Genomic DNA, 16,978 nt, shown 5'->3' on the forward strand with positions numbered 1-16,978 from the left:
CCGGAGCCCGCCCGGGCGGCAGCCGGCTGCCCGGCCCCGCACGCCTTCTGCCCGCACCGGGGCCCGCCCGGACCGGAGGCGGATTCCCGGCCCCTTACGGCGCAAACCCGCCAGCGCCTATCGTGGCCCGATGACCGAGGACGTCCCGGCCGGCCCGCTCGCCGGCGTACGGGTGGTGGAGCTGGCCGGCATCGGGCCGGGCCCGTTCGCCGCGATGATGCTGGCCGACCTGGGTGCCGACGTGGTCCGGGTGGACCGGGTCGCCGAGGTGGACCCGGCCGCCTTCGGCACCCCGCACCCGGACCTGCTCAACCGGGGTCGCCGCTCGATCGCCGTCGACCTGAAGTCCGCCGGCGGCCGGGAGGTGGTGCTCGCCCTGGTGGCCGGCGCGGACGCGCTGATCGAGGGCTTCCGGCCGGGGGTGACCGAGCGGCTGGGCATCGGTCCGGCGCACTGCCTGGCGGCGAACCCCCGGCTGGTCTACGGGCGGATGACCGGCTGGGGGCAGGACGGGCCGGTCGCCCCGTACGCCGGGCACGACATCGACTACCTGGCGCTGACCGGGGCGCTGCACGGCATCGGCCGGGCCGGCGAGCGCCCGGTGCCGCCGATGAACCTGCTCGGCGACTTCGGCGGCGGCGGGATGATGCTCGCCCTCGGCCTGGTCGCCGCCCTGTACGCGGTCCGCGGCGGCGCCACCGGCCAGGTCGTCGACGCGGCCATCGTGGACGGCGTGGCGGTGCTCAGCACCCAGATCCACGCGCTGCGGCGGCTCGGCATGTGGCAGGACCCGCGCGGGGTGAACCTGCTCGACGGCGGGGCGCCCTTCTACGACACCTACGAGTGCGCCGACGGTAAGTACCTGGCGGTCGGCGCGCTGGAGCCGAAGTTCTACGACGAACTGGTGCGCCGCACCGGTTTCCCGCTGCACCCGGACGAGGCGCTGGACCGTACCGACCCGGCGAACTGGCCGGCGCTGCGGGCGGCCTGGGCGCGGCTGTTCCGCACCCGCAGCCGGGACGAGTGGACCGCGCTGCTCGGCGCCTCGGACGCCTGCGTGGCCCCGGTGCTGGACTGGCGGGAGGCGCCGGAGCACCCGCACCTGGCCGCGCGGCGCACCTTCGTGGAGCGGGACGGGGTGACCCAGCCGGCGCCGGCGCCCCGGTTCTCCGGCACCCCGACGGCGCTGCGCCGGCCGCCGCCGCAGCCCGGCGAGCACACCGACGAGGTGCTGGTCGAGGCGGGCTTCGACGCGCTCCGGATCGCCGACCTGCGGGCGACCGGCGCGATCGCCTGACCGCGGCCCACCTCCCTGGTCGCACCGCGCCCCCCGGCCGCGCCGGCCCACCGTCGTTCGGGTGCATCTGTGGTCGCTGGAACGACAACGGATGCACCCGGTCCCGCGCAGGCGACCGGCGGCGGTGCGACCGGGCCGGCGGGCCGGCCGGTCAGGAGCGGCGCAGTGTCGCGCCGGGGGCCATCGCCGGCTCGACCAGGTCGCGGTAGTCGCGCGGCAGTTGGGCCGCGACGTCGTCGAACTCGCCACCGCTGATCGCCTCGCGGAGGGTGACGAAGACCGCCCGCGCGCCGTCCCGGGCGGCCGCCTCGTCGACGCCGGCGCGCAGCGCGACCCGGGCGACGAACTCGGCGCCGCCGAACCGGTCCGCCGACTCGGTACGCGGGCTCGGCTTGAGCACCAGCTGGAGCGGCTTGGGCAGCTGCACGGCCAGGTCCAGCACCTCGCCACCGGTCAGCCGCTCGGCGAGCGTCTCCAGGGTGGCCCGGGTCAGCGCGACGGCCCGCTCGGACGGGGTGCGGGTGCGCTGGGCGACCTGGTCGATGAAGGTGTCGTAGTTCATCGCGTGCTCCCTCGGCTCGGTGCGTGCGCGTACCCGCGACCCGGGTCGGGAAACGGCGCGCGTACCCGCGGGCCGGGTCGGGAAACGGCGCCGGATTTCCGGCGGGGACGGCGCGTGCCGTCCGGCTGGGCGGGTAACCGCCGCCGGTCGTGACCGGATCGATGCCCGAGGAGCCGACACCATGGCGAGTTACGCCGACGTGCTGCAGTACCTGTCGAGCCTGGACTATCCGGCCGGCAAGGACGACGTGGTCCGCGAGGCGGAACGGGAGGGCGCCCCGCCGGAGGTGCTCAAGGCCCTGCGCGCCCTGCCGCCGGTGGACTACGCCAACGGCAACGAGGTGGTCCGCTCCGCGGGCATCGACGCCGCGCCCGAGCTGAGCGCGTCCCAGCGGGCGGCGCAGGCCCGGGAGCCGCACACCCGGGTCTCGCAGCACCTGCGCGGCATCTGACCCCGCCGCCACCCGCACCCGGGCCGACCCGGTCGCGCCGCCGCGCGACCGGCAACGGTCCGGGCTTCCTTCGGCGCGCCGCCCGGCGCTCACCGCCGTCGTCGGCCGCTCGGCCCCCGCGTCGTGGCGGTTTCCCGCGCGGTTCGCGCTCGGACGCGGTGCGGCAGGCGGCGGTGGGTGACGGGCCGGACAGGCGGGCGCCCCGTGTCGCGAACCGCGACCGGGGCGCCCAACAAACACCTGACCTGGGCGAACGCGCCCGAACCGGAACGCGGCCGCCAGGCGGTGACGTACGCCCGAACCGGGCGGGCATCACTGCCGCGATCATCATACGATAGGGATCATCCGTACGGTCAGAAAATCCGGAACTGTGGGCCAGTCCACTCCACCGGATCAGCCGGTCACCTCGGCGTACCGGTGTTCCAGGTCGACCCGGGCCAGCGCACCGACCAGCCAGGCGAGCCGTTCCGACTCGCCGCTGCCGGCCAGCCCGGCCAGGTCGGCGGCGGAGCGCCCGAGCCCGAGCTTGCGGGCCGCGACGAGGGCCCGCCGGTCGGCCACCGGCGCCACCTCCCGCCACAGCGCCTGCGCCTCGCGCAGGAACAGGTCGACCACCTGGTCGTCCACCCCGGGCAGGTCGGTGAGCAGCTTCCGCTCGCGGGCCGGGTCGTGGTGGGCCACCGCGCGCAGCCGGCGCAGGTCGCCCCGGTAGCGGTCCACCACCGTCTGGGCGAGGTCGCCGAGGACGGTGGCCAGCGCGTCCACGTCGCCCCGCTGGCCGGCCTCGCGCAGCACCCGCAGCCGGTCGGCGTGCAGCGAGCGGGCCAGCCGGGCCGCGCTGTCCCACCCGTTCGCGGGCAGCGCGCGGGCACTGTCCACGGCCCGCCGGAAGTCGCCCCGGCGGGCCAGCAGGACGGAGAGACAGAGCAGTTGGAACAGGTTCGACGGGTTGTTGATGACCCGGAAGCCGTACTGCTCGGCGAACCCGCGCCCGCTGCCGGCGAGCCGGCGTACCAGGCGCTTCTTGTCCTCGATGCTGGAGATGGCACTGGTCGGCATGCCCGCGACTACCCGCGTCGCCGCCGGCCACGCCTGCCCGAGCGGGGTCAGCCGCGCACGCCGCCGCTGCGGTCGCGGGCCTTGAGCCGGGTGGTGGGCAGCGCGGGGGCGGGCAGCGGCGGGGCCGGGTCGTCGGCGACGACGCCGAACCGGCGCCCGGCCATCCAGTCCTCCCGGGCGGCGGCGACCTCCTCGTGCGAGCGCCCCACGAAGTTCCACCACATCACCAGCGGCTCCTCGAACGGGGTCCCGCCGAGCAGCAGCAGCTGGCTGCCGGGTTCGCCGCGCACGGTCAGCCGGTCCCGGCCGGTGCCGAGGTAGAGCAACGCGCCCGGGGCGAACGACACCCCGTCCACCTCGGCGGAGCCCGACATGGCCAGCAGGCCGTACTCGAAGTCCGGGCGCAACTCCAGCGCGGACGGTGCCGGACCGCGCAGCTCCAGCTGCGCGCCGAGCAGCGGGGTGTGCACCACCGCCGGGGAGCGTTCCCCACCCAGCTCGCCGACCAGCAGGGTGACGTCCAGCTCGCCGGCGGCCCAGCGGGGCAGCTCGCCGTGGTGGGCGAAGTCGGGGTCGCCGGCCCGCGCCGGGTCGGGCAGCGCCACCCAGAGCTGCACGCCGTGCATCAGCGGCGGGTGCGCCGCCGGCGAGCGCTCGGAGTGCGCGATGCCGCGCCCGGAGGTCATGACGTTCAGCTGGCCGGGCCGGATCGGCTGGACGCTGCCCAGGCTGTCGCGGTGCAGGATCTCGCCGTCCAGCAGCCAGGTGACCGTCTGCAACCCGGTGTGCGGGTGCGGCGGCACCTCCATGCCGGGCCGCTCGGCGACGTCGTCCGGGCCGAAGTGGTCGACGAAGCACCACGCGCCGACCATCCGCCGCTGCCGCTGCGGCAGCAGGCGACGCACAGTGGTGTAGCGACCCAACGGGACGTCGTGGCCGGGCAGCAGCACGCTGCCGGGATCGACGGTGGCCACGCCCGGCGGTCGGGTCTGCGCCGGCATCGATTCGGTACGCTCCACCGCCCCGACTGTACGCTCACCACCCAGGGCGCGGGCCCGGACCTCGGCGGCGCGGCCGGCCGGCGCGACCACTCCGGGCCTCGACGTGAACGCTCCCGTCCCGGGCCGGTGAACCGGGCGACGGTGACCGTCCGTATTCCGGGACGGTTGGCGGGTACGCCGACGCGGGTGGTAGCAACGGGGCTGCCAGGAAGCGAAGGGACGTGTCGGTATGCCGGAGACCGTCGAGTCGGTGTTCGCCAGGGTGGTCGCCCGCAACCCGGGGGAGCCGGAGTTCCACCAGGCGGTGCGGGAGGTGCTGGAGAGCATCGGCCCGGCGCTGGCCCGCCACCCCGAGTACGCCGAGGCGCGGATCGTCGAGCGGATCTGCGAGCCGGAGCGGCAGGTCATCTTCCGGGTGCCGTGGGAGGACGACCAGGGCCGGGTGCGGGTCAACCGGGGCTTCCGGGTGGAGTTCAACAGCGCGCTCGGCCCGTTCAAGGGCGGCCTGCGCTTCCACCCGTCGGTCTACCTCGGGATCGTGAAGTTCCTCGGCTTCGAGCAGATCTTCAAGAACGCGCTGACCGGGCTGCCGATCGGCGGCGGCAAGGGCGGCGCGGACTTCGACCCGAAGGGCCGCTCGGACCGCGAGGTGATGCGGTTCTGCCAGAGCTTCATGACCGAGCTCTACCGGCACATCGGCCCGCAGACCGACGTGCCGGCCGGGGACATCGGGGTGGGCTACCGGGAGATCGGCTACCTGTTCGGCCAGTACCGGCGGATCACCAACCGGTACGACTCCGGCGTGCTGACCGGCAAGGGCCTCGCCTACGGCGGCGCCCAGGCGCGCCGGGAGGCGACCGGCTACGGGGCGGTCTTCTTCGCCGAGGAGATGCTCCGGCAGGCCGGCGACGGCCTGGAGGGCAAGCGGGTGGTGGTGTCCGGCTCCGGCAACGTGGCGATCTACGCGATCGAGAAGGTGCACCAGCTCGGCGGCCGGGTGGTGGCCTGCTCGGACTCCACCGGCTACCTGCTGGACGAGAAGGGCATCGACCTGGACCTGCTGCGGGAGCTGAAGGAGGAGCGCCGCGCCCGGCTGGACGACTACGTGCGGCACGTGCCGCACGCGGTGGCGGTCCCCGGCCGTACGGTCTGGGAGGTGCCCTGCGAGCTGGCGCTGCCCTGCGCCACGCAGAACGAGATCGGCGGCGCGGAGGCCGCCGCGCTGGTGGCCGGCGGCTGCGTCGCGGTGGTGGAGGGCGCGAACATGCCCACCACCCCGGAGGCGGTGCGGATCCTGGGCCGGGCCGGCGTCCGGTTCGCGCCCGGCAAGGCGGCCAACGCCGGCGGGGTGGCGGTGAGCGCGCTGGAGATGCAGCAGAACGCCAGCCGGGACTCGTGGACGTTCGCCCACACCGAGCAGCGGCTGCGGGAGATCATGCGGGACATCCACGACCGCTGCTGGGCCACGGCCGAGGAGTACGGGCTGCCCGGCGACTACGTGGCCGGCGCGAACATCGACGGGTTCCGCCGGGTGGCCGAGGCGATGCTGGTGCAGGGCCTGATTTGACCGTCCGCTCGGTCAGCCATTGACGGCGGTTGACGGCGGCCCTAGGTTCAGGGGCACTACCGGCCGGTAGGCACCCGTCCCGCCGCCGACCACGGGCGGCACCGTCCGAGGTGGAGCACCGATGCCGCCCTCATCCGCCCGTACCACCCGGCGTCTGCTGGCCGCCGGCGTCGCCCTGATCCTCGCGGCCGGGCTGGCCGGCGCCGCCCCGGCCGCCGCCGCCCCGGACCGCCACTCCGACGGCTCCCAGCCGCTGCCCGGCTACACGATCAGCAACCCGCCCCTGGATCCGCTGGTGGTGGACGGCCGGCCGACCACGGTACGGCAGGGCGTGCACCGGCACGCCGGCTACATCGTCGAGGTGCCGGCGCGGTGGAACGGCGACCTGGTGCTCTGGGCGCACGGCTACCGCGGCCAGGAGAAGGTGCTCTCCCCCGAGCCGCCCGGCTTCGGGCTGCGGCAACGGCTGGTCGAGCAGGGGTACGCCTGGGCGTCCTCCTCCTACTACAGCAACGGCTTCGACATCCGCTCCGGGGTGCTCAGCACCAGGGACCTGGCCACCCACTTCGGCCGGCTGGTCGAGCGACCGCACCGGACCTACCTGGCCGGGGTGTCGATGGGCGGCTACATCATCGCCCGCTCGCTGGAGCAGTACCCGGGCTTCTACGCCGGGGCGCTGCCGATGTGCGGGGTGCTCGGTGACCAGACGCTGCTCGACTTCTTCCTCGACTACAACCTGGTCGCCCAGGCCCTCGCCGGGGTGCCCGCGTACCCGACCCCGGCCGACTACCTGACCAACGCGGTGCCGCGGATCCAGCAGGCGCTGGGCCTGGCCGGGCTCACCCCGACCGGCCCGGACACCACCAACGACCTCGGCAAGCAACTGCGTGCCATCACCGTGAACCGCTCCGGCGGCCCGCGGCCCGGCGCCGAGGCGTCCTTCGCGGTCTGGAAGGACTTCCTCTTCGCGATCAGCACCACCAGCGGCGGCGACTCCCCCGCCGAGCGGCCCGGGCAGCTCGCCACCAACCTGTTCACCCGGTACGCCCCGAACTCCCCGGTCGACGTGAACGCCACCGTGCGGCGCGTCGCCTCGGAGAACCTGCGCCAGCGGCTCTCCCCGACCCTCACCGAGGTGCCCCGGATCGCCGGCCGGCCCACCGCGCCGGTGGTCAGCCTGCACGACCTCGGCGACCTGTTCGTGCCCTTCTCCATGGAGCAGGCGTACGCCCGGGACGTCGCCAAGCACGGCCGGAGCAGGCTGGTGGTGCAGCGGGCCATCCGGGCCGCGCAGCACTGCGAGTTCACCCCGGCCGAGGCCGGCGCCGCCTGGGACGACCTGGTCTCCTGGGTACGCCACGGCAAGCGGCCGGCCGGCGACACGGTGACCGACCCGGCGGTGGTCGCCGCGCCGGACTACGGCTGCCGGTTCAGCGACCGGGCCGCGTACGCCGCCGGCGTCGGCACCCGCCGCCTCTACCCGGCCTGCTGAGGCAGCCGGGCGCGGGGCGTCAGTGCTGCGTGCGCAGCCCCGCCTCCAGGGCGCCCCGCAGGCCCAGGTAGCCGACGATCCGCTGGTGGATCCGGGCGTAGTGGGCGCGCTGCCCGGCCGACAGCCGCGGATCCGTCATGGCCGCGGCCAGGTCGACCACCCGGGCCGCCGGCCGGTACTCCATCCAGGTCGGCAGCACCGTCACGTCGGTCACCTCCCACCGCCCGCTCGCCGTGCGGCGGAAGGTGAACTCCGGCACCACGGCGTCCTGCGTGTTCTCCGGCGAGCCGTCGCCGAACCGGGTGGTCAGGTTGCCCATGCCGTAGGCGACCCACTTCGCGCCGATCTTCTCGAAGGGCTGCACCACGTGGGCGTGGTGGCCGACGATCAGGTCGATCTCGGCCGAGTCCAGCAGCACCCGGGCGAGGTCGAGCTGGTCGCCGTTCGGCTCGTTCTGGTACTCCGTCCCCCAGTGCATGGACAGGATGACGATCTCGGCGCCGGCCGCCCGGGCCCGCCGGGCCTCGGCGAGGATGGCGTCCTGGTCGATCCGGTTCGCCGCCCACGGTCGGCCCGCCGGCAGCTCGATGCCGTTGAAGCTCAGGGTGTACGACAGCTGCCCGACCTTGACCCCGGCCACGTCCAGCACGTTCGGCCGGGCGGCCTCCGCGGCGCTGCGGGCCGTGCCGGTGTGCCGGAGCCCGACCCGGTCCAGGTTGTCCAGCGTACGGGCGATGCCCGCCACCCCCGTGTCCAGCGAGTGGTTCGAGGCGGTGGAGCAGGTGTCGAAGCCGGCCCAGGCGGCCGCGTCGGCCAGTTGCGGCGGCACGCTGAACTCCGGCCAGCCGGTGAACGGCCCCCCGGGTTCGGCCAACGGTGTCTCCAGGTGGCAGATGGCGAGGTCGGCGGCGCTGACCCGGGGGCGGATCGCCGCGAGCACCCGGGTGAAGTCGTGTCCGTCCCGGCCGTTGCGCCGCGCGTCGAGTGCCGCCTGCTCGGTGAGCGGCGGATGGACCAGCAGGTCACCGGCGGCCACCACGGTCAACTCGGTACGCGGCGTCGGCGCCGCGCTCGGCTTCACCGGCCCGCTGGTGGGTGCCGCCGGCGGATCGAGCTGCCGCTCCGGCGCCCCACAGCCGGCGACGAGCAGTACGACCAGCAGGACCATCCCGACCTTCGACTTCATGGCCGACATACTGCTGGTCCGGCCCCGGCCCGGGTGGGCAAACGCCGAAGGCTCCCTCCCCGGAGTGGGGAGGGAGCCTTCGACAGTCCTTCATGTTCGGTTGTCAGTTGTTCCAGTGCTCGGTGACGAGGTCGGCGGCCTGCTGTTCCCACTGGGCGTAGTGGTCGGGGTAGGCCGACACCTGCACCGTCTGCGCGGCCTCGGTCAGGGGCATGTCCTGCCAGCCGTCGACCTGCTTGAGGCCCTTGAGGAACGCCATGGTGGAGTACTCGGGGTCGGTGATCTGCTCGACCGTGCCCCAACCGCTGGATGGGCGCTGCTGGAACAGGCCCTGCGAGTCGTGGTCGTTGCGCTCACCCAGGTGGCCCAGGTTCTCCAGCTTCGACTCCTGCAGCGCGGTGGCGATGGCCACCACGGCGGCCCGCTCGTCCATGCCGGACTTCTTCGTCGCCGCGATGATCGCCTTCACATTCGCGGTCTGCTCATCGTTCAGCTCGATGCGCGACTGCTCGCCCTGCACACCATGCGGGATCAGCTTCGCCTTGTCCACACCCGGCTTGTCGGCCTGCACGGCGGCGACCGGCTTGACCGCCTGCACCGGGGCGGCGTCGGCATGGGCGGTGGGGCCGGCGAAGACGCCACCGGCGAACGCCAGACCAGCGATACCCAGAACGCTCTTACGCATGATCGTGTTCATCACAAAAGCTCCTTCGGGGGGTCAACGCCACCAGCCCAAAAGGGGGAACGGGCACAGGGGCGCAAGCACCACCAGGGCGCTCAGAAAGACTTCGGAGGATTCGGCACGCGCGGGGCGGGGGATGCCCTGGTACCGGGATGCCCGGCAGACCTGCGAGACGGTGTCCTTCGCGGTGCCGGACTGTGTGTAACGACCACCGGGCCACCATCATTCCGGGGCCTACGACCCTCACCGGCGTGTGCCGGGCAAGGGCTGCCGCGATCGTTCGGGGGGATGCAAGGACCACGGGGCCGCCGTCATTCCGGGGCCACGATCCTCAACCGGCGGGTGCCGGCGGGACCGGTCCTGCGATCGTCAGGGGGGATGTAACGACCGGCCGCCCGCGATCATTCCGCCAGGCCCGGGACCCTCGCGCCGGCCATACCAACGAGCCCTTGCTCGATCGTCCGCACGATATAACGCCCCCGACCCGGGCCCGATTCCGCCACCCGGATGCCACCGATCACACCCACGAACCCGACAAACACCCCACACCGGCACGACGGCTCATGTGCCAGTCGGCAGTCGCCGGGATGATCGACTCCATGCCGCCGATATGGGGCCATCCCGACCGGGCTGACACCGCCACATCGGCGAAACGGCGCAGGCCCCCAGGCGGATACCGTCACATCGGCGACAGGGAGCAGCCCCTGGGTCAGATGGCCGCGTCGGTTCGTCGCGCAGGACCCTTCAATACCGCCACATTGGCGAGTCAATACCGCCACATCGGCGATAACAACGCAGGCCCCCGCATACGAAACCGGCCGGCCCCCGTGCGGGGACCGGCCGGTTCGTCAGGCGGTTGTCACCAGAGCTGCGCGACGATGTCCGCCGCCTGCTCCTCCCACTGCGCGTACGCGAACGGGTAGGCCGAGACCTGCACCGTCTGCGCCGCGGCGGTCAGCGGCAGGTCCTGCCAGCCGCCGACGTTCTTGAGCGCGGTGAAGAACGCCGTCGAGGCGTACTCCGGGTCGGTGATCTGCTCCGGCGTACCCCAACCCGACGACGGGCGCTGCTGGAACAGGCCCTGCGAGTCGTGGTCGTTGTACATGCCCAGGTGGCCGAGGTTGTACAGCTTCGACTCCTGCAGCGACGTCGCGATGCCGATCACCGCGCCGCGCTCCCCCACGCCGGTCTTCTTGGCCACGTCGATGATGGCCCGGGCGTTGGCGAGCTGGGCGTCGTCCAGCGGGATACGCGACTGCGCACCCTGCACGCCGTGCGGGATCAGCTCCTCGCGGGTGGGCTTCTCGTCGGCGGGCTTGACGGTGCTGCCGCCGGTGGTCAGTGCGGACTCCTCGGTCCGGTCGGTCTTGGCCCGGCCGGTGGCCTTCTCGATCGCCGCCACGGCGCCCTCGTGGGGGCCGGTGGTGATCGGCGCCGCCGCGGCCGTCGGCGCGAGGGCCAGGCCACCCAGTGCGGCCACGCCGGCCACGCTGAGTGCGGTCTTACGGTACGAGTCCTTCGCGATGGCGGGGAGCCATCGAGTGAAGTCGACCTTCACGATGGTTGCCCTTTCGATCGTGAAGCGCTCCGGTTGAGCACCTCTCGGGGGATCTCCGGTGCCGGAGAAGAGGTTTGCGCTCCGGCGGTACGGGGGACACAACCAGCTTCACGTGTCGGTCATTCCGGATATGCGCCGGAGCTGGACCGGCTGCGGCCCAGGTCACCGGAGGTCAGCGGGGCGGCCACACCCGGGCAGGACCGGGCGGCCATCAACCGGACCCGAAGCTCAGACCGGGAGGGCGGCACAGCCAGGGCCGAACGGGGTACGAACACCCCGTTGAGCGCGGCCGGCCGCTACGGGCCCAACCGGTACGTACACCCCGTGAGTACAGCCCGGCGATCCCGGCCACACCGGCACGAACAACGTGCACCGCCGGGCCCGCGCCACACCGGCACGAACAGCCCCGACGGGCTCAGTCGCCGTACGGGGTGCCGAACCGGACCAGCACGTGCCAGAGCTGCTTGAGGTGTTGCAGGGTCACCTCGGTGGGCCCGCGGTCGGCCCAGCGCTCCGGCTCACGCACCACCGAGGCCGCCGCCCGGCCGATCAGGGCGGCGTCGACCGGGTCGCCCGGCCGGGCGAACTCGGCGTGCACCCGGGCCGCGAGCGGCGGGATGGCCGGCCCCCGGAACTCCGGGTCGATCTCGTCCACCGGCAGGACGAAGCCGCGGTGCCAGCAGAGGGCGAAACCGTGCCGACGGGCGATCCCGGCGAGTGTCTCGCCCGCCTCGGTGCCCCGGAACGACGGGTCGACGACCACCGCCTCCACGTCCCGGCCGAGGTCGAGGTCGCCGTGGACCTGCGCCTCGATGTAGTCGTCCAGCGCGCGGCCGGCGGCGCCGGGCGACCAGGCCACGTCCTCCCGGCGGCGCAGCAGCTCCCGCACCAGGGCCACGGTGTCCATGCCCGGCCGCCCGAGGCTGGTCCCGGTGCCCTCGGTCGCCGCGACCAGGACGGCCAGCACCGGTTCGAACACCTCGACGGTGCCGAGGTCACGGGGGCCGAGGTGGCTGTCACCGAAGCAGAAGGTGGCCCGGGCCAGCACCTCGGGGCGCAGCCGCAGGTGGCACGAGCCGAAGCGGGGGCAGGCGCCGTCGGGGTGGTCGAGGAGGTTCAGCCCGCCGTACTTGGGCCGGTCGGCGGGGCGTACGCCCGGCGTCTGGTAGGCGCCGCCGAACAGCGACTCCTCCCACCGGTCCCGGTCACCCCCGGGATACGCGGTCAACCCGCCGTTGGAGATCCGGGTCTCGAACTGGCTGCGGTAGATCCCCTCGTCGGCGAGCGCCCCGGCGACCGTACGGCCGTCGGCGAGCAGCCGGTCGGGGTGGAAGTTGAGGGTGAGCCGCCCGTGCCGGCCGATCGCGGCGATCAGCTCCTCCGGCTGGTGCGTGACGCCCGACCCGGCCAGTGCCCGGGCGATCGTGGCCAGGGCGGCCGGGCGGTCCCGCAGCGCCGTGCGCCGCACGTGGTCGAGCGCCGCGCGCTGCGCCGGGGTGAGCGGAACCGGGGTGGTTGCCGGGTTTCCGACGGACTGCACGCCGGGGATCATCGCCGTGCCCGCCGGGTGGGCGCATCCCGTTTTCCGGCGGCATCGGAACGGGGTACGGCGGATTCCGGGGTCGGGCCCGCGGCGGGGTTGGTCGGGGCGACCACGCGGCGAGCGCTCGATCGTCGGGTCACTCGCCGCGCGGGCGGTCGGTGCCGAAGCCGTCCAGGGTCGCCCGCTCGTCGGCGTCGAGGAGTTCCTGGAAGAGGGTGATCTGCAGGCCGGCCGGGGCGTCGAGGCGGGAGTTGAGGGACTGCCACGGCGTCACCGTGGGTGGGGCGATCTCGGTGGCGCCGGCGGCGACCAGCCGGTCGGTCGCGGCCCGGCTGTCGTCGACCTCGAACGCCACCCGGAGCTTCGGGGCCACCTGCCGCCCCACCTCCACCTCGTCGATCATCCGCTTCTGTGCCGGGTTGGCGATCTCCAGGGTGGCCCGGCCGGCGTCCAGGATCACCACCCGCGCGTCGCCCTCGCCGGTGAACGCCGCCTGCTCCGGCAGGCCGAGCGCGTCGCGGAAGAACGCCACCGCCGCGGCGTAGTCCTCGGCCTCCACCACCAGGCGGAGTTGACGTACGGCGGGTGGGCGGGTGAGATCATCGGCCATGTCCGGAGAGCCTACCCAGCGCGCCAGCAGGTCGGCCGCCAGGTGGCCGGCCGGGCAGGGCTAGAGTGGGGGGCTCCGACCGGGAGGCGATGAGGTGACTGCTGCCGACGGCGCCGACCAGGTGCCGCTCGACGACCGCCCGGGTCGGCACGTCCGGGTCGCCCGGGTGGGTGCCGCCGTCCGGTCCGCGCCGGATGCGAGCCCGACCCGCGCCTCCGGCCGCTCGGGCCCGATGGGGGCCGGGCCGGCCGGCGGGACACCGGGGCGGCGGGCATGACGGTGCCGGGCGCCGGCGGGTTCGTGCACGAAGGGCTCTTCTACCGCACCGCCGACGACCTGTTGGCCGGCACCGTCCCGTTCGTCGAGGACGGGCTGGCCGCCGGTGAACCGGTGCTGGTCGCCATGCCGGGCGTCAACCTGGGGCTGGTCCGCGCGGCAGTTCGCGGCGCGGAGCGGGTGCACTGGGCGGACATGACCGAGGCCGGCCGCAACCCGGGGCGGATCATCCCGTGGGTGCTGCAGGCGTTCGCCGACCGGCACGCCGGCCGGCGCGTGCGGATCATCGGCGAGCCGATCTGGGCCGGGCGCACCGAGGCGGAGTATCCGGCCTGCGCCCAGCACGAGGCGATGATCAACGCCGCCTTCGCCGGCCGCCCGGCGACCATCCTCTGCCCGTACGACACGGCGGCGCTCGACGAGGTGGCGCTCGCCGACGCGTGCGTCACCCACCCGGTGCTGGTGGACCGGGCGGGGCGGCGGCCCAGCCCGGACTACGCCCCGGCGGAGGTGGTGGCCCGCTACAACGTGCCGCTGCCCGCGCCCGCCGAGCCGGTCGCGGCGCTGGCCTACCAGGTCGACACGCTCTCCGCCGTACGCCGGTTCGTCGCCGGGCACGCCACGGCGGCCGGGCTGGCCGCGGACCGGGTGGCGGACCTGCAGATCGCGGTCACCGAACTGGCGACCAACAGCGTCGCGCACGGCGGGGGCGGCGGGGTGCTGCACGTGTGGCCGACCGCCGAGCACCTGGTCTGCGAGCTGCGGGACCAGGGCTGGCTGGCCGACCCGCTGGCCGGGCGGGTGACCCCGGCGGCGGACGGCGTCGGCGGGCGGGGTCTGGTCATCGTGCACGCGCTCTGCGACCTGGTGCTGGTGCACACCTCCCCCGCCGGTACGGCGGTCCGGCTGCACATGCGCAGGACCACGTGACCGACGAGACCTTCCGGCTGCGCCCGGTCGGGCGGGTCGTCTCACCGCTGACCGACCCGGCGACCGCGCCCCGGCAGGGCGACGAGGGCGCGCCGGAGGCGTACCTGGACTTCGCGCCGCAGGTCGCCACGGCCCTGCGCGACCTGCGCGTGGGCGCGGAGGTGCTGGTGCTGACCTGGCTCGACCGGGCCCGCCGGGACGTGCTGGCGGTGCACCCGCGCGGCGACGCGTCCCGGCCGGAGACGGGGGTGTTCAGCACCCGGTCGCCGCACCGGCCGAACCCGATCGGTCTGCACCGGGTACGGGTGCTGGCGGTCGACGGCCTGCGGGTGCGGGTCGCCGACCTGGAGGCGCTGGACGGCACCCCGGTGCTGGACGTCAAGCCGGTGCTCGGCCCGCCCGACGAACGCTGAGCCGCCCGGCTCAGTGGCCCCGGGCCAGCCACTCGTCGAGGTGCGGCGCCTCCGCGCCGACGGTGGTGCTCGCGCCGTGGCCGGTGTGCACGACCGTCTCCGCCGGCAGGGTGAGCAGCCGGTCCCGGATCGAGTCGATGATCGTGCCGAAGTCGCTGTACGAGCGGCCGGTGGCGCCCGGCCCGCCGGCGAAGAGGGTGTCCCCGGTGAACACCGCACCGAGCGCCGGCGCGTGGAAACTGCACGCGCCTGGGCTGTGCCCGGGGGTGTGCAGCACCGTCAGCGCGGCGCCGGCCACCTCGACGGTGTCGCCGTCGCGCAGCTCGCCGCCCGGTGCCTCGTCCGGGTGCACCAGGTCCCAGAGCACGCGGTCGGCGGGGTGCAGCAGCACCGGCGCGCCGGTGGCCCGGGCCAGCGCCGGCGCCACCCGGACGTGGTCGTCGTGGGCGTGGGTGGCGAGGATCGCCCGCACCCGCCGGTCGCCGACGACGGCCAGGATCGCCGCCACGTCGTGCGGGGCGTCGACCACGACGCACTCGGTGTCGTCGCCGACCACCCAGACGTTGTTGTCCACGTCGAAGGTCTGGCCGTCGAGGGAGAACGTGCCGGCGGTGACGGTGTGGTCGATCCGGGCGGCCATCAGAAGACCACCACCGAGCGGAGCACGTCGCCCCGGTGCATCCGGGCGAACGCCTCCTCCACCTGGTCGAGCGCGATCTCCTCGGTGACGAAGGCGTCGAGGTCGAGGCGGCCCTGCAGGTAGAGGGCGGTGAGCATGGGGAAGTCCCGGCTGGGCAGGCAGTCGCCGTACCAGCTGGACTTGAGGGCGCCGCCGCGGCCGAAGACGTCCAGCAGCGGGACCTCGACGGTCATCTCGGGGGTCGGCACGCCGACCAGCACGACGGTGCCGGCGAGGTCGCGCGCGTAGAACGCCTGCTTCCAGGTCTCCGGACGGCCGACCGCGTCGATCACCACGTCGGCGCCGAAGCCGCCGGTGGCGGCGCGGATCGCCTCGACCGGATCCTCGGCGGAGGCGTCCACGGTGTGGGTGGCGCCGAACCGGCGGGCCCACTCCAGCTTCCGCGCGTCGGTGTCCACCGCGATGATGGTGGTCGCTCCGGCCAGCGTGGCCCCGGCGACCGCCGCGTCGCCGACCCCGCCGCAGCCGATCACCGCCACCGAGTCGCCGCGGGTGACCCCGCCGGTGTTCATCGCCGCGCCGAGCCCGGCCATCACCCCGCAGCCGAGCAACCCCACCGCGGCGGGCCGGGCGGCCGGGTCGACCTTGGTGCACTGGCCGGCGTGGACCAGTGTCTTCTCGGCGAACGCCCCGATGCCCAGCGCCGGGGCCAGCTCGGTGCCGTCGGTGAGGGTCATCTTCCGCGCCGCGTTGTGGGTGGCGAAGCAGTACCACGGCCGGCCGCGGCGGCAGGCCCGGCAGACGCCGCAGACGGCCCGCCAGTTGAGCACCACGAAGTCGCCCGGCACGACGGAGTCGACGCCCGCCCCGACCTCCTCCACGATGCCGGCGGCCTCGTGGCCGAGCAGGAACGGGTAGTCGTCGGTGATGCCGCCCTCGCGGTAGTGCAGGTCGGTGTGGCAGACCCCGCAGGAGAGCACCCGCACCACCGCCTCGCCCGGCCCCGGGTCGGGCACCACGATGGTGACCACCTCGACCGGCGCGCCCTTGCTGCGGGAGATGACTCCCCGGACCTGCTGGCTCACGGTCTCCTCCTGCTCCGCGGCGCGGCGCGCCGCCGTCCGTCGGGATCCGGCGCCGCGGGGTACGGCGACCCGGTGGATCAGGCTCTCGGGCGAAACTACCGCCGATCACCACCGGCGGCCCAGAGCCGCGCGGCGGTTATCCCGGCGCGGTCCGGGTAGGCGGGGGCACGATCCTGCCGTCGGACGGGAGTGCGCCATGAAGGTGAGCCATCTGCCGCTGCGCGTGAGCATCGGCGCGTTCATCCTCAATTCCGGGCTGAGCAAGCGGACGCTGGAGGGTGAGGCGGCACAGGGCATGCACGGGATGGCCGTCAACGCCATCCCCCAGCTCAAACAGTTCCCGCCGGACAAGTTCGCCCGGCTGCTGTCGGGGGCCGAGATCGCGCTGGGCGCCGCCCTGCTCGCGCCGTTCGTCCCGTCGGCGCTGGTCGGCCTGGGGCTGACCGCGTTCGCCGCCGGCCTGACCCAGCTCTATCTCAAGACGCCCGGAATGCGGGAAGAGGGCAGCCTGCGGCCCACCCAGCAGGGCATCGGCCTGGCCAAGGACGTCTGGATGCTCGGCGCCGGCCTGACCCTGGTGCTGGACGACCTCACGCACCGCCGCGGTCGCGCCTGACGGCGGCGCC

Annotated in this window: 17 protein-coding genes; 7 read left to right on the forward strand and 10 right to left on the reverse strand. The window is 74.4% G+C overall.

Going from position 1 to position 16,978, the window contains the following annotated elements; all coding sequences use genetic code 11:
* Window positions 1–130: 130 nt before the first annotated feature.
* Entirely contained in the window at window positions 131–1,297 is a 1,167-nt protein-coding gene (locus tag Q3W71_RS24825; RefSeq protein WP_302921861.1) for a CaiB/BaiF CoA-transferase family protein, read from the forward strand.
* A gap of 151 nt (window positions 1,298–1,448) precedes the next feature.
* Here Q3W71_RS24825 and Q3W71_RS24830 read toward each other — a convergent pair whose 3' ends face one another.
* On the reverse strand, window positions 1,449–1,859 hold the full coding sequence (locus Q3W71_RS24830; RefSeq protein WP_302921862.1) for a DUF2267 domain-containing protein: 411 nt from the start codon (window positions 1,857–1,859) through the stop codon (window positions 1,449–1,451).
* A 181-nt stretch (window positions 1,860–2,040) separates the two neighbouring features.
* Here Q3W71_RS24830 and Q3W71_RS24835 point away from each other — a divergent pair, with 181 nt between their 5' ends.
* Window positions 2,041–2,310 (forward strand): DUF2795 domain-containing protein, encoded by a 270-nt coding sequence (locus Q3W71_RS24835; RefSeq protein ID WP_302921863.1) that lies wholly within the window; start codon window positions 2,041–2,043, stop codon window positions 2,308–2,310.
* 393 nt (window positions 2,311–2,703) lie between these two features.
* Here the strand turns inward: Q3W71_RS24835 and Q3W71_RS24840 are convergent, their stop codons facing one another.
* Both Q3W71_RS24840 and Q3W71_RS24845 read right to left on the reverse strand, forming a co-directional pair.
* Window positions 2,704–3,369, reverse strand: a complete 666-nt coding sequence (locus Q3W71_RS24840; protein WP_302921864.1) for a hypothetical protein — start codon at window positions 3,367–3,369, stop codon at window positions 2,704–2,706.
* 47 nt (window positions 3,370–3,416) lie between these two features.
* Window positions 3,417–4,388, reverse strand: coding sequence for a pirin family protein (locus tag Q3W71_RS24845; protein ID WP_302921865.1), 972 nt, complete (start codon window positions 4,386–4,388; stop codon window positions 3,417–3,419).
* Window positions 4,389–4,599: 211 nt separating this feature from the next.
* On the opposite strand from Q3W71_RS24845, the gene gdhA reads away from it, so the two are divergent.
* On the forward strand, window positions 4,600–5,937 hold the full coding sequence (gene gdhA, locus Q3W71_RS24850) for an NADP-specific glutamate dehydrogenase (protein WP_302921866.1): 1,338 nt from the start codon (window positions 4,600–4,602) through the stop codon (window positions 5,935–5,937).
* Between the two features lie 121 nt (window positions 5,938–6,058).
* Complete coding sequence (locus tag Q3W71_RS24855) at window positions 6,059–7,429, forward strand: hypothetical protein (protein WP_302921867.1); 1,371 nt, start codon at window positions 6,059–6,061, stop codon at window positions 7,427–7,429.
* 19 nt (window positions 7,430–7,448) lie between these two features.
* Here Q3W71_RS24855 and Q3W71_RS24860 read toward each other — a convergent pair whose 3' ends face one another.
* The 5 genes from Q3W71_RS24860 to Q3W71_RS24880 all read right to left on the reverse strand — a co-directional run bounded on the left by Q3W71_RS24860 (window position 7,449) and on the right by Q3W71_RS24880 (window position 13,008).
* A complete protein-coding gene (locus Q3W71_RS24860; RefSeq protein WP_302921868.1) occupies window positions 7,449–8,615 on the reverse strand; it encodes a CapA family protein in 1,167 nt (388 codons plus the stop codon).
* Window positions 8,616–8,718: 103 nt separating this feature from the next.
* On the reverse strand, window positions 8,719–9,312 hold the full coding sequence (locus tag Q3W71_RS24865) for a hypothetical protein (RefSeq protein ID WP_302921869.1): 594 nt from the start codon (window positions 9,310–9,312) through the stop codon (window positions 8,719–8,721).
* An 844-nt stretch (window positions 9,313–10,156) separates the two neighbouring features.
* The gene (locus Q3W71_RS24870) at window positions 10,157–10,855 is read right to left on the reverse strand and encodes a hypothetical protein (RefSeq protein ID WP_302921870.1); all 699 of its coding nucleotides are present in this window, start codon (window positions 10,853–10,855) and stop codon (window positions 10,157–10,159) included.
* Between the two features lie 415 nt (window positions 10,856–11,270).
* Entirely contained in the window at window positions 11,271–12,395 is a 1,125-nt protein-coding gene (locus tag Q3W71_RS24875; RefSeq protein WP_302921871.1) for a DUF3626 domain-containing protein, read from the reverse strand.
* Window positions 12,396–12,534: 139 nt separating this feature from the next.
* Entirely contained in the window at window positions 12,535–13,008 is a 474-nt protein-coding gene (locus tag Q3W71_RS24880) for a VOC family protein (protein WP_302921872.1), read from the reverse strand.
* A gap of 273 nt (window positions 13,009–13,281) precedes the next feature.
* On the opposite strand from Q3W71_RS24880, the gene Q3W71_RS24885 reads away from it, so the two are divergent.
* Window positions 13,282–14,214 (forward strand): sensor histidine kinase, encoded by a 933-nt coding sequence (locus tag Q3W71_RS24885; RefSeq protein ID WP_302921873.1) that lies wholly within the window; start codon window positions 13,282–13,284, stop codon window positions 14,212–14,214.
* Window positions 14,211–14,627, forward strand: a complete 417-nt coding sequence (gene tsaA, locus Q3W71_RS24890; RefSeq protein WP_302921874.1) for a tRNA (N6-threonylcarbamoyladenosine(37)-N6)-methyltransferase TrmO — start codon at window positions 14,211–14,213, stop codon at window positions 14,625–14,627. The genes Q3W71_RS24885 and tsaA overlap by 4 nt, the downstream gene beginning before the upstream one ends.
* Before the next feature lie 10 nt (window positions 14,628–14,637).
* On the opposite strand, the gene Q3W71_RS24895 is transcribed toward tsaA, so the two are convergent.
* Window positions 14,638–15,267: an MBL fold metallo-hydrolase gene (locus Q3W71_RS24895; protein ID WP_302921875.1), complete on the reverse strand. Its 630-nt coding sequence runs from the start codon at window positions 15,265–15,267 to the stop codon at window positions 14,638–14,640.
* The gene (locus Q3W71_RS24900) at window positions 15,267–16,352 is read right to left on the reverse strand and encodes an S-(hydroxymethyl)mycothiol dehydrogenase (RefSeq protein WP_302921876.1); all 1,086 of its coding nucleotides are present in this window, start codon (window positions 16,350–16,352) and stop codon (window positions 15,267–15,269) included. Before Q3W71_RS24900 ends, Q3W71_RS24895 begins: the two co-directional genes overlap by 1 nt.
* Window positions 16,353–16,548: 196 nt before the next feature.
* Here Q3W71_RS24900 and Q3W71_RS24905 point away from each other — a divergent pair, with 196 nt between their 5' ends.
* Complete coding sequence (locus Q3W71_RS24905) at window positions 16,549–16,968, forward strand: hypothetical protein (RefSeq protein ID WP_302921877.1); 420 nt, start codon at window positions 16,549–16,551, stop codon at window positions 16,966–16,968.
* Window positions 16,969–16,978: the final 10 nt, after the last annotated feature.

It is taken from the genome of Micromonospora sp. C28SCA-DRY-2, assembly GCF_030519475.1.
Taxonomy (GTDB): domain Bacteria; phylum Actinomycetota; class Actinomycetes; order Mycobacteriales; family Micromonosporaceae; genus Micromonospora.

Excerpts from the sequence above, each read along its gene's own strand:
- Q3W71_RS24855 (WP_302921867.1), top strand. The coding sequence starts at position 6,059 with ATGCCGCCCTCATCCGCCCGTACCACCCGGCGTCTGCTGGCCGCCGGC.
- Q3W71_RS24865 (WP_302921869.1), bottom strand. The coding sequence starts at position 9,312 with ATGAACACGATCATGCGTAAGAGCGTTCTGGGTATCGCTGGTCTGGCG.
- Q3W71_RS24825 (WP_302921861.1), top strand. The coding sequence starts at position 131 with ATGACCGAGGACGTCCCGGCCGGCCCGCTCGCCGGCGTACGGGTGGTG.
- Q3W71_RS24830 (WP_302921862.1), bottom strand. The coding sequence starts at position 1,859 with ATGAACTACGACACCTTCATCGACCAGGTCGCCCAGCGCACCCGCACC.
- Q3W71_RS24860 (WP_302921868.1), bottom strand. The coding sequence starts at position 8,615 with ATGAAGTCGAAGGTCGGGATGGTCCTGCTGGTCGTACTGCTCGTCGCC.
- Q3W71_RS24880 (WP_302921872.1), bottom strand. The coding sequence starts at position 13,008 with ATGGCCGATGATCTCACCCGCCCACCCGCCGTACGTCAACTCCGCCTG.
- Q3W71_RS24840 (WP_302921864.1), bottom strand. The coding sequence starts at position 3,369 with ATGCCGACCAGTGCCATCTCCAGCATCGAGGACAAGAAGCGCCTGGTA.
- gdhA (WP_302921866.1), top strand. The coding sequence starts at position 4,600 with ATGCCGGAGACCGTCGAGTCGGTGTTCGCCAGGGTGGTCGCCCGCAAC.
- Q3W71_RS24885 (WP_302921873.1), top strand. The coding sequence starts at position 13,282 with ATGACGGTGCCGGGCGCCGGCGGGTTCGTGCACGAAGGGCTCTTCTAC.
- Q3W71_RS24905 (WP_302921877.1), top strand. The coding sequence starts at position 16,549 with ATGAAGGTGAGCCATCTGCCGCTGCGCGTGAGCATCGGCGCGTTCATC.
- Q3W71_RS24835 (WP_302921863.1), top strand. The coding sequence starts at position 2,041 with ATGGCGAGTTACGCCGACGTGCTGCAGTACCTGTCGAGCCTGGACTAT.
- Q3W71_RS24895 (WP_302921875.1), bottom strand. The coding sequence starts at position 15,267 with ATGGCCGCCCGGATCGACCACACCGTCACCGCCGGCACGTTCTCCCTC.